General features: G+C 62.5%; 9 protein-coding genes. 8 read left to right on the top strand and 1 reads right to left on the bottom strand.

The features are described 5' to 3' along the window. Positions 1 to 29: 29 nt before the first annotated feature. The 5 genes from acs (at position 30) to V3388_RS08430 (ending at position 6,725) form a co-directional block, all read left to right on the top strand. Positions 30 to 1,979, top strand: a complete 1,950-nt coding sequence (gene acs, locus V3388_RS08450; RefSeq protein WP_336367087.1) for an acetate--CoA ligase — start codon at positions 30 to 32, stop codon at positions 1,977 to 1,979. Between the two features lie 37 nt (positions 1,980 to 2,016). Further along, positions 2,017 to 2,682, top strand: coding sequence for a response regulator transcription factor (locus V3388_RS08445; protein WP_336367086.1), 666 nt, complete (start codon positions 2,017 to 2,019; stop codon positions 2,680 to 2,682). A gap of 90 nt (positions 2,683 to 2,772) precedes the next feature. Next, the gene (locus V3388_RS08440; protein ID WP_336367085.1) at positions 2,773 to 4,902 is read left to right on the top strand and encodes a type VI secretion system Vgr family protein; all 2,130 of its coding nucleotides are present in this window, start codon (positions 2,773 to 2,775) and stop codon (positions 4,900 to 4,902) included. Next, positions 4,899 to 5,489, top strand: a complete 591-nt coding sequence (locus tag V3388_RS08435; protein WP_336367084.1) for a DUF4123 domain-containing protein — start codon at positions 4,899 to 4,901, stop codon at positions 5,487 to 5,489. Before V3388_RS08440 ends, V3388_RS08435 begins: the two co-directional genes overlap by 4 nt. Positions 5,490 to 5,639: 150 nt before the next feature. Then, positions 5,640 to 6,725 carry a fatty acid desaturase family protein gene (locus tag V3388_RS08430; RefSeq protein ID WP_336367083.1) on the top strand — a complete coding sequence of 362 codons (1,086 nt, stop codon included), beginning with the start codon at positions 5,640 to 5,642 and terminating at the stop codon, positions 6,723 to 6,725. Between the two features lies 1 nt (position 6,726). Here V3388_RS08430 and V3388_RS08425 read toward each other — a convergent pair whose 3' ends face one another. Continuing rightward, positions 6,727 to 7,176, bottom strand: a complete 450-nt coding sequence (locus V3388_RS08425) for a YhcB family protein (RefSeq protein WP_336367082.1) — start codon at positions 7,174 to 7,176, stop codon at positions 6,727 to 6,729. Between the two features lie 196 nt (positions 7,177 to 7,372). On the opposite strand from V3388_RS08425, the gene zapE reads away from it, so the two are divergent. The 3 genes from zapE to V3388_RS08410 all read left to right on the top strand — a co-directional run bounded on the left by zapE (position 7,373) and on the right by V3388_RS08410 (position 11,787). Further along, positions 7,373 to 8,503 carry a cell division protein ZapE gene (gene zapE, locus V3388_RS08420; protein ID WP_336367081.1) on the top strand — a complete coding sequence of 377 codons (1,131 nt, stop codon included), beginning with the start codon at positions 7,373 to 7,375 and terminating at the stop codon, positions 8,501 to 8,503. A gap of 69 nt (positions 8,504 to 8,572) precedes the next feature. Continuing rightward, complete coding sequence (locus V3388_RS08415; protein ID WP_336367080.1) at positions 8,573 to 9,757, top strand: thiolase family protein; 1,185 nt, start codon at positions 8,573 to 8,575, stop codon at positions 9,755 to 9,757. Positions 9,758 to 9,954: 197 nt separating this feature from the next. Further along, entirely contained in the window at positions 9,955 to 11,787 is a 1,833-nt protein-coding gene (locus V3388_RS08410; RefSeq protein ID WP_336367079.1) for a DUF1302 domain-containing protein, read from the top strand. Positions 11,788 to 11,793: the final 6 nt, after the last annotated feature.

Below are 11,793 nucleotides of genomic sequence, written 5' to 3'. Positions count from 1 at the left end.
ACAGACTCTTAAACCGTAGGGGGAGCACAATGACTGGTAAACAGGTATATCCGGTGGCACCCGAGGTGGCCAAGCGCGCTCTGGTCAACCGGAAACAGTACGAGGAAATGTACCGGCAGTCCGTCGATCATCCGGATGCCTTCTGGGCCGAGCACGGCAAACGGCTGAGCTGGATCAAGCCGTTCACCAAGGTCAAGAACACCACCTACGACTATGACAACCTCTCCATCAAGTGGTTTGAGGATGGGGTGCTGAATGCGTCCGCCAACTGCCTGGACCGCCATCTGGAAACCCGTGGCGACCAGACGGCCATCATCTTCGAGGGCGATGACCCGTCCGTGTCCCGTAAGGTCACCTACCGGGAGCTGTACGAGGAAACCTGCAAGTTCGCCAACGCGCTCAAAGATCTTGGTGTTCGTAAAGGCGATGTGGTCACGATCTACATGCCGATGATCGTGGAGACCGCCGTTGCCATGTTGGCCTGCGCGCGCATCGGTGCCATTCATTCGGTGGTGTTCGGTGGCTTTTCGCCAGAGGCCCTCGCGGCCCGCATTGTCAATGGCAAGAGCCGGTTCGTGATCACGGCCGATGAGGGGCTGCGCGGCGGCCGCGCGATTCCGCTCAAGAAGAACGTGGATGCGGCGCTGAAGAACGAAGACGCGGCGAACGTCGACAAGGTGGTGGTGGTCACCCGCACCGGCAACGACCAGGTGCCCTGGACCGACGGCCGCGACCATCGCTACGAAGACCTGATGAAAACCGCCTCCGTTGAGTGCAAGCCCGAACCGATGAGCGCGGAAGACCCGCTGTTTATGCTGTACACCTCCGGTTCCACCGGCGCTCCCAAAGGCGTGCTGCATACCACGGGCGGCTACCTGGTGTACGCCTCCATGACCCACCAGTATGTGTTCGATTACCACGACGGCGACGTCTACTGGTGCACCGCCGACTTTGGCTGGGTCACCGGCCACAGCTACATTCTTTATGGCCCTCTGGCCAACGGCGCCATCACCCTGCTGTTCGAGGGCGTGCCCAACTACCCAGACAGTTCCCGCATGGGGCAGGTGGTGGATAAGCACAAGGTCAACATCCTGTACACCGCGCCTACCGCGATCCGCGCGCTGATGGCCCAGGGTGAGTCCTGCATGGATGGCACCACCCGTGACAGCCTGCGGTTGCTGGGTTCCGTGGGTGAGCCCATCAACCCGGAAGCCTGGGAGTGGTACCACCGGGTGATCGGCAATGGCAAATGCCCCATCGTTGACACCTGGTGGCAGACCGAAACCGGCGGCATCCTGATTTCGCCGCTGCCGGGCGCCATCGACCTGAAGCCGGGGTCGGCGACGGTACCGTTCTTCGGTGTGCAGCCGGCGCTGGTGGATAACGAGGGCAACATTCTGGACGGCAAGACCGAGGGCAACCTGGTGATCCTCGACAGCTGGCCGGGCCAGATGCGTACCATCTATGGCGACCACGAGCGCTTCAAGCAGACCTACTTCAGCACCTACAAGGGCATGTACTTCACCGGTGACGGTGCCCGTCGTGATGAGGACGGGTACTACTGGATCACCGGCCGGGTCGACGACGTGCTCAACGTGTCCGGCCACCGCCTGGGCACTGCCGAGGTGGAAAGCGCGCTGGTGGCCCACGACAAAGTCGCCGAGGCAGCCGTGGTGGGCTATCCCCACGAGATCAAGGGCCAGGGCATCTACGTGTACGTCACGCTGGTGCAGGGTATTGATCCGAGCGACGAGCTGAAGAAAGAGCTGGTCCAGTGGGTGCGTAAGGAAATCGGCCCGATTGCCTCACCGGATGTCATCCAGTGGGCGCCAGGCCTGCCAAAAACCCGCTCCGGCAAGATTATGCGCCGGATTTTGCGTAAAATTGCCGCCAATGAGCACGATCAGCTTGGGGATACCTCCACCTTGGCCGATCCGGGCGTTGTTGACGAGCTGATCAGCAGCCGGGCGTTCAAGTAACGCCCGGGGCTGGTCCCACCTGTAAGGAATCTGTTGAATGGCACAAACCATTATCGTTGCTGATGACCACCCGCTGTTTCGGGCTGCCCTGAAGCAGGCGGTCAGTCAGGCAGTACCGGATGCCGAAACCGTGGAAGTGGACAGCATCAAGTCACTGCAGGCGGCGGTAGAGTCGCACCCGGACGCGGACTTGATCCTGCTGGATCTGAACATGCCGGGTGCCCACGGCTTCTCCGGGCTGGTGTTCATGCGCGGCCAGTACCCGGGTTTGCCGGTGGTAGTGGTGTCGGGCTCCGAGGAGCTGCAGGTGATGCGACGGTCCATCGATTACGGGGCGTCCGGATTCATCCCGAAATCCGCGCCCCTGCCTACCATTACGGAAGCCATCCGGGCGGTGCTTGAAGGGGACGTCTGGCTGCCGGAAGGGGTGGCTGAGCGGCTCGAACGGATGCAGACCGATTCAACGGATTTTTCCGAGCGGCTGGCCTCGCTCACGCCCCAGCAGTTCAGAGTTCTGGGCATGCTGGCAGAGGGTCTGCTCAACAAACAGATCGCTTATGATCTCGATGTATCCGAAGCCACCATCAAGGCCCACATTACCGCCGTGTTCCGCAAGCTGGGGGTGCGCAACCGGACCCAGGCGGTCATCGCCATCCAGCAGATGGAGATTGATCCTTCCGAGCAGTCCCTGTCCGGCAGTTGACCCCGTCAACCCGGATCGGTAACACTTAGTAGTACCAGGCCGCCTCAGGATGAGGCGGCTTTTGTTTTTCAGACTTCAGGGATTGAAGCCATGCCCCAGGCCAATGGATTGCAGTTTACCGTCCGCGTTGGCGGACTTCCCCCGTCGAGCTTTTCCGTTGTCTCATTCCAGGTTACCGAAGCGCTATCCGACGTGTCGGAAGGCCGCTTGTGGCTGGCCAGCACCGAGCCATCGGTAGCGGCAGGCGATGTGCTAGAGCAGCCGGTTGAGCTGGCCATCTGGCAGGACGGTGAATGCCAGAGGCGTTTCTCCGGCGTGGCCCGGGCTTTTACCCGGGGCGGCACTGGCCACCATCGAACCCGTTATGAGCTGACGTTTGCCCCTCCGTTGTGGCGCCTGGGTCTGATGCACAACAGCCGTATTTTCCAGGGCGAGACCCCCGAGGCCATCCTGCACACCTTGCTCAGTGAGCGCGGTATCCCCGGCGTTCGCTTTGATCTCAAGCGTCCGCCGGCATCGAGGGAATATTGCGTGCAGTACCGGGAGACGGATCTGGCGTTCCTCGCCCGGCTTGCGGCGGAGGAAGGCTGGCATTACCGGTATCAGCCGCCGGGCCCGGAGGCTGGGGATCATGAGGCAACGCTGGTGTTTGCAGATCACCACGGGGATGCGCCCGGCCTGGCCCCATCCGCCTTCCTAGCCGGCACCACACCTGCCCGAGGCTGGCAAGGGGTAACCGGGTTCTCGTTCCGGGAACGCATCGGCCCCGCAGCCGTCACCCTGAAGGACTACACCTTTCGCAATCCGGCCTACGGTCTCACGCAGGAACACCAGGCGCCGGTTTCCCACCGGGCGGACTATCAGCACTTCGATTACCCGGGCCGGTTCAAGGCGGACGACAGCGGCCGCACCTATACCCGGGCACGGCTCGATGCCGTTCGAAACGACACGGCGGTGGCAACCGGTGAAAGCACCCGGCCGGACTTTGTGCCCGGCGCCCGGGTCCGGCTGACGGACCATCCAGGTGAGGCCCTCAACCGGCTCTGGCTGCTGACGTCGGTCATCCACCGCGGCGAGCAACCCCAGGCCCTGCAGGCCGAAGCGGGGCAGGGCTCGACCCGCTACCACAATTGCTTCTGCGCCTTGCCCGGTGAGCGCACCTGGCGGCCGGCCAGGCCCGCCGTCCGGGTGACTCCGGGCCCGGAAATTGCGCGGGTTACCGGCCCGGAGGGCGAGGACATCCACTGTGACCGTTTCGGTCGGGTACGGGTCCGCTTTCCCTGGTGTCGGGCCGGCACCCCTGACGAACGCAGCAGTGCCTGGCTGCGTGTCAGCCAGGCCTGGGCAGGCGGTCAGTATGGCGCCATGATGTTGCCCAGGGTGGGCCATGAGGTCATCGTCAGTTTTCTCGATGGCGATCCGGATCAGCCGATCATCACCGGCCGAACCTATCATGCCGCTCACATGCCACCCCTCGATCTGCCTCGTCAGAAGACCCGGACGGTACTGAAAACCCGCACTCACGGCGGTGACGGCGAAGGCTTCAACGAGCTGCGTTTTGAGGATGAGGCGGGTCAGGAACAGGTGTACCTGCACGCCCAGCGTGACCTGAACCTGCTCGTTCGCATCGATCGAAAGGACGTGGTTGGCCAGGACCATCAGGAGACGGTGGGTGGCAACCGGAAATCGGAGGTTGGCGGCGGGCAGCACGCCACCGTTGGTGGCGAGCGCCGGGCATCGGCAGGTGGTGATTATGGTCTGGCAATTGACGGCGCCCTTCACCTTCGCGCGGGCAGCGCCTGGCTCAATACCGCCGGAACCGAGCTGCACATTCGGGCCGGACAAAAAGTGGTGCTGGAGGCAGGCAGCGACCTGCGGCTTCGCGCCGGCGGCAGTTTTCTTGCCATTGATGCCAGTGGCGTGTCGATGGGTGGCGCCAGCATCCGGTTGAACGCCGGTGGCGCACCGGGCCAGGGGCAGGGTGTTGATCTGGTTGCACCCCTGCGCCCCGTGTCGGTCTCGGCCAGCGGCGCAAGCGCGGAGTCGCCGGCGTTGGCCGGGGCGCCCGGACGCGCCATCGCGCCAGCGGATCCGCTGGTGGTGCACCGCCTTCAGCAAGCTCGGCGGGCGCGCGCAGCCATGGTCGAGACCTGCCAGCGCCAGGCGGACGGCCAGTGCCCACTGGCGGATTGCCCCTGTGAGCGGGAGGCGCGGGTATGAGCCCGGCAGCGCCCGCAGGACCGGAGCGTGCGGGCTCTGAGAGTGCTGTGTATGTGGTGATCGAACCGGCAGCAGAGGTGGATCTTCGCGCTGAGCTTTATCAATGGTCAGGCGACCCCGAATGGGCCTATCTGTTTGCTGATACCCTGTGGCAGGCATGCCAGCAGCAGGGCCCGCTGGTGGTGCGCACGCGGCTGGGCTGCCCCTGGTTTAGCCGGGCCTGGCGGGCCATGGAGCAGGGGCAATGTCTTGGCCTGGTGTTACAGTCAGTGGAGGACCTTCAGACCGTCTGTCAGTGGTTGCGCCGGCGGCTGATGGTTCGCCTCGGTGGCCAGCGCAAGGGCCTGTTGCGTTACTACGATCCCCTTGTCTGGCATCGTTTGGCGCCCGCGGTTCAGCGGCGGCCGGCCATCATTGAGCAGGCCTGGTACTGGTGTGACGGCCCGGCGGGTTTCCGCTGGCAGAGGTCGGTTCGCCCGGAGCCGATCCCGCTGCTGCCGGAGCCGGTGTTGTCCGAAGAACAGCATCGGGCGCTTTACGTGGCTACGGAATCCTGGCCTGAAAACAGTACGAGCGTACCTGATTAGTATTCTCCAGTTCCGTTTTATCGGTAAGGCCATTGAAAGACTTGGTTCTGTTGTGTAAATTCAGCTCACAAGTGTACGCCCAAATGGGTGGGCGTTTCTGAAGCTATGAGCGGCGGCCCGTGCCCGCCGCGGCACAACAGAAGGTGATGAATGAACGCAGCCGTCAAACCGGAGCCGCAGGCCACTGCGGTGTTTGGGAAACCCGACGAGCGATTGCTCCGGGATCGTATGAAAAAAGATCTGCCCGCCGATACGTTTCAGCCCCAGACCTGGCGGGTGATCTGGTTTTTGCCGTTGCAGCTGGTGATCTGGGGTGGTCTTGCGGCCATCGTGCTGGGCGGGCTGCCCTGGTACGCCAATCTGGGGCTGTCGCTACTGGTGGGGCATACCCTCGGGTGCCAGGCACTGCTGGCTCACGAAGTGCTGCACGGTGCGCTGGGCATGAGCCGGCGCTGGCAGAATGTGTTTGGCTGGCTGGGCTTTGGTCCGCTACTGGTGCCGCCGGAATTCTGGCGTAGGTGGCACAACGTGGTGCACCACGGCAACACCAACGCCGGTGACGCGGACCCGGACAGCTTTGGCACCCTGCGGCGGTACAAGGCAGACCCCCGGCAGAAGCGATTTACCAAACTCGCGCCCGGGTCCGGCACCTGGTACAGCTATCTGTTCCTGGCGTATTCGTTTACTTTCCACGCGCAGCTGGTGCTGTGGCTGCAAGCCAAGCGTCGCAAGCCGTTTCGCGGCTTCAACCGTCGCCAGGCCATTGCTCAGGTCATGGTTTGCGTGGGTGTGTGGGTGGTGTTGGGGGTGATTTCCGGCCCGCTCGCGGTCTTCACGGTGCTGATGCCGTTCATGGTCGCGAACGCGTTGGGGCAGGGATACATTCTGACCAACCACTTCCTGCGTCCTCAGACGGCTACGAATAACCCGCTGGACAACTCCATGAGCCTGCGCAGCCACCCTCTGCTGGATCGGCTGCATTTTCGGTTCAGCCATCACGTGGAGCACCATTTCTTTCCGAAGATGTCTCACAATATGGCGCCGAGGGTGCGCGCGTGGCTGGAGGCCCATGAGCCGGAGCGCTACGTGGCCATGCCCCACGGCACGGCACTAAAGCTGCTGTACCGAACGCCGAGGGTCTATCGCACGCCGACCGAGCTGGTGGATCCGAACGACGAGCGCCGGGTGGTGGACCTGCTGCCATTGCAGCAGCAGTACTCCGCGGCGAATCGCTGACTCAGGAGGTCTCGGACGAGGCCTTCTGCTTTTTGGTGAGCCCGAAGTCCTCGGCAAGCGTGCCTTTGTCTTCCGGATCGGTCTTGGGTGCGTAGTCCCTGGGGGGCTCGGCGGGCACGTCATCCCGCACGTCTTCCAGGCGTTTGCGCGCGCTGTCCTGCTCGAGCTCTTCGAGCCAGTCCTCATCGTTACACAGGCGGTTGGCGCCCCGCGCCATGTGCTGGTTGACGTCACGGTAGGCGTCATTGAACCGGCGAAGCAGGTGGGCGGATTCCATGAAATGTTCATTCACCTGGGCCTGGTACCGGGTGAATTCGCTTCTGAGCTCTTCGATCTGCTGTTCTGCACGGCGCTGGCGCAGCGTCTGGCCCTGGCCGGATCGGCCTACCAGTACACCAATTACCACGCCGACCACCAGCGCAACCACCGCTGCCAGAATCAGGTTCATCATAAGCTGTGTCGTCCTTCTCGCTGTCTTTGCGCATTGCGCCCTCGGTGAGTATAGCGCGCCGTGCCAGTCGGTCCCATGGTCCGGTCTTGCAACAATCGTCGTATTGCTCTCCGGGGCGCCTCGCATGGCCAAACATGGCGAAATGCGCGACAATACCGCGCCGAATTTCAGGATCAACCACCGGAAAGACACCCTGATGACCGCAGTTAACCCGTCCAACCGTTCGAACCCCACACCCTGGGAGCGCTACCAACACGATCTGCAGCGTCCGGATTTTCAGAAAGATCCGGCCCAGGAAGACGCCGTCCGCCGCCTACAGGCACTGTACGACAAACTGGTGGAGGCGGAAAGCGAGCGCAATAAGGGCCTGGCCAAGCTGCGCCGGAAGCTGCGCAAAGGCCGGGAAGAGCCGGTCAAGGGGTTGTATTTCTGGGGCGGCGTGGGCCGTGGCAAGACGTACCTGATGGATACCTTCTATGAGTCGCTGCCGTTTGATCGAAAGATGCGGGTGCATTTTCACCGGTTCATGCAGCGGGTCCACCGTGAGCTTAAGGCTCTGAAAGGCGAGAAGAATCCGCTGGAAAAAGTGTCCGAGACATTTGCGCGGGAGGCGCGCGTTATCTGTTTTGACGAGTTTTTCGTCTCCGACATTGGCGACGCGATGATCCTCGCCACGCTGATGGGCGGTCTGTTCAGTCGGGGCGTCACTCTGGTGTGTACGTCAAACATCCAGCCGGATGGGCTCTACAAGGACGGGCTTCAGCGTCAGCGCTTCCTGCCGGCAATCGCTCTGGTCAAGAAGCACACCGACGTGGTGAACGTGGACGGTGGGATCGACCACCGTCTGCGCACGCTGGAACAGGCAAAGCTCTACCATACTCCGCTGAACGACGAGGCGGACCAGCAATTGCGGGCCAGTTTTGAGCGACTCGCGGCGGACGCGGGCAAACACAGCAAAACCATGGAAATCAACGGGCGCAAGATCCCGGCACTCGGGCATTCCACGGATGTGGTCTGGTTTGATTTCAAAGCCCTGTGCGATGGCCCTCGCAGCCAGAACGACTACATCGAGATCGCCCGCCAGTTCAGTGCCATCATCGTGAGCGGTGTACCGGTGCTTGGTAAAGAAAACGATGATCAGGCGCGCCGGTTCATCAACATGATCGACGAGTTCTATGATCGCAATGTGAAAGTCATCATGTCGGCGGCGGCGCCCATTACCGAACTCTACGCGGGCGGGCGGCTGTCGTTCGAGTTTGAACGTACCGAATCGCGCCTGTTGGAAATGCAGTCCCGGGAATACCTGGAGTCGGCGCACCGCGCCTGATGCCATCTCGGGTCAGCCCACCAGAAAAAAACGCCATCAAGAGCAAAACCTGAAAGAGAGAGATTCATCATGACCACCGACAACATTGTTATCGTGAGCGGTGTACGCACCCCTATGGGCGGCTTCCAGGGCAGCCTGGCGGATGTGTCCGCCACCGAACTGGGCGCCTTGGTGATTGCCGAGGCGGTCAAGCGGGCGGGTATTGCGCCGGCGGACGTGCAGGAAGTCATTATGGGCAACGTGTTGCCCGCGGGCCTCAAGCAAGGCCCTGCTCGCCAGGCTATGCGCCAGGCGGGCCTGCCCGACCACACCGGCGCCACCACCATCAACAAGCTGTGTGGCTCCGGCATGAAGGCGGCGATGCTGGCCCACGATCTGATCAAAGCGGGCAGTAACGACGTGATGGTGGCGGGAGGCATGGAAAGCATGTCCAACGCCCCCTACGTGCTTCTGGGCGCACGCAAAGGCTACCGTATGGGCCCCGGCCCCGCACCCCAGGATCACATGTTCCTCGACGGCCTCGAGGATGCCGAAACCGGCCGGCTGATGGGCGCCTTTGCCCAGGACATGGCGGACAAAAAGGGCTACACGCGGGAAGACATGGACGCCTACGCCATTGAATCCCTGAAGCGCGCCCAGCGTGCCATCAAGGACGGGTTGCTGAAGGATGAGATCCTGCCGGTCACGGTGCGCACCCGCAAAGGGGATGTGGTGGTTGAGGACGACGAGCAACCGCTGACCGCGAATCTGGAGAAAATCCCCACACTGCGCCCGGCCTTCAAGAAAGACGGCACCGTAACCGCGGCGAACGCGTCGTCCATCTCTGATGGCGCGTCGGCGCTGGTGCTGATGCGGGAATCGGAGGCGGTGAAGCGTGGCCTCAAACCGATGGCCCGGATCGTGGGGCACAGCACCCAGTCCCAGCACCCCTCGGAGTTTACCTGTGCGCCGGTGGGCGCCATTGAAACCCTGTTTGCCCGCACCGGGTGGCGCAAGGAGGACGTGGACCTGTTCGAGATCAACGAAGCCTTCGCCATGGTCGCCATGATGCCCATCCGGGAGCTGGGCCTGGATCCGGCCAGGGTCAACGTGCATGGCGGCGCCTGCGCCCAGGGCCATCCGGTCGGCTCCACCGGCTCCCGCCTTCTGGTCACCCTGATGCACGCACTGCGTCACTACGGCAAGACCCGTGGCGTGGCCGCTCTGTGCATCGGTGGTGGTGAGGCCACCGCCATGGCGATCGAAATGCTCTGACCCGCCGGCCTTCCTCTCATCCCGCCATCCCCGGGCCCTCCGGGGATGAATACCAAAATCATACTTTTGACTGATCAAGCCTCTGGTGCCCTTGGTTATAGTGCAGCTATCAAGGGCACTGTGCTATGCGCTTTCCTTCGTCCCTGAAGACTCATAATCAGAGCAGCGGCTCAGAACAACAACGGAGTAGCCTTCCAATGACAAGAAAAACTCATCCATGGCAGCGTTGGGCCAAGGCACCGCTGGCAGCAGCGATTGCCGCGGTGGTTTCCGGTCCTGCCTCGGCCGTTTCTTTCTACCTGGGAGACGTGGAGACCCAGTTCAACACCACGCTGACGGCCGGTGTGGGCTGGCGGACCGAGAATCCGGACAAGCGCCTGATTGCCCAGGGCAACCTGGGGCCGGAGTACGCCAATACCACCGTGGGTGCGTCGAGCAACAACTTCGACGATGGCAACCTGAACTTTGAGAAATGGGACACTTACTCCAAGATCGTCAAGGGCAACAGCGAGCTGTTCCTCGACTACTCGGTGGACAGCGACACGCTGACCCGGGTGGGCGCGCTGGTTCGCGGCCGCTACTGGTACGATTTTGAACTGAAAGACGAGAAGCGTGCGGTGGACCCCGTGGGCCAGCGTCGTGAACTGAACGACGAGGCCGTGGCCAATGCATCCGGTGGCGAGTTTCTGGATGCGTACGTGTTCTCCGACTGGTATTTCGGCAGCGTGCCGGTCAGCCTGCGCTACGGCAAGCAGGTCCTGAGCTGGGGCGAGAGTACCTTTATCCAGGGCGGCATCAACACCATCAACCCGATCGACGTGCCGGCGTTTCGCGCTCCGGGCTCGCAGCTCAAGGACGCCCTGCTGCCCGTCGAAATGTTCTATGCCTCCGCTGGTATCACCCAGAACGTGACGCTTGAGACCTTCGTCCAGACCGACTGGGAGCCGGTGCGCCCGGACGACTGCGGAACCTTCTTCTCCACCAACGACTTCGCTGCGGATGGCTGCGGCCCGGTTCTGCTGGCCGGTCAGTTGAGCGACTCCCAGGCCTACGCGCAGGGCTTTATCGCCCCCCGCGAAGCCGACATTGATGCGGATGAGCGTGACCAGTTCGGCGCCGCGGTTCGCTGGTACGTTCCGGAGTTGAACGACTCGGAACTGGGCTTCTACTACATCAAGTACAACAGCCGCCTGCCGTATGTCAGCGGTCGCGTCAACGACCCGGCGAACGGCGTCCAGTTCCCGTCCTACTACATCGAATATCCGGAGAACATCGACCTGTACGGCATCAGCATCAACACCACCACGCCGGGCGGCTGGTCACTGGGCGCGGAGTACAGCTTCCGGCCCAACCTGCCGATCCAGTGGAACGCGTTCGAGCTGATCTACGGTGGTCTTCAGCTGAAGAATCCGGTGACCGGAGAAAACGCTAGCCTGTTGCAGGACCAGCGTGAAGCGGAAGCCGGCGGAGCTAACCTGAGCGGCCAGCGCGTCAAGGGGTATGACCGGTTCGATGTCTCCCAAGCCCAGTTCACGCTCATCAAGTTCTTTGATCAGGTGATGGGCGCCAGCCGCCTGTCTGTGATCACGGAATTCGGCGCCACCTACGTGCACGATCTCCCGGATACCGATGAGGCCCTTTACGGCCGGTCCGGTAATTTCGGTGTGGGTACCCGCCAGGGCGGTGGTTGCGCCGAGCTCAACATCAACGACAGCTACTGCACCACGGACGGCTACACCACCGCATTCTCCTGGGGCTATCGTGCCCGGTTTGTGTGGGACTACCCGAACGCCCTGGCCGGCGTGAACCTGTCCCCGCAGATCGCCTGGAGCCAGGACGTGCAAGGGTACAGCCCGCAGCCGGGTGGCGCCTTCAACGAAGGCAGCAAGGCCATTGGCCTGTCCCTGCAGGCGGTCTACCAGAACTCTATTACCGGGAACATCGGCTACACTAATTTCTTTGGTGGCAAGCCCTACAACGAGCTGACCGACCGCGATTTCATCACCGCGAGCGTGTCTTACTCCTTCTAAGCCGGT

The organism is Marinobacter sp. C2H3, assembly GCF_037080155.1.
Lineage (GTDB): Bacteria > Pseudomonadota > Gammaproteobacteria > Pseudomonadales > Oleiphilaceae > Marinobacter.
Note: the sequence above shows the minus strand (reverse complement) of the source record. Positions and strands in the feature narration are given on the sequence as shown.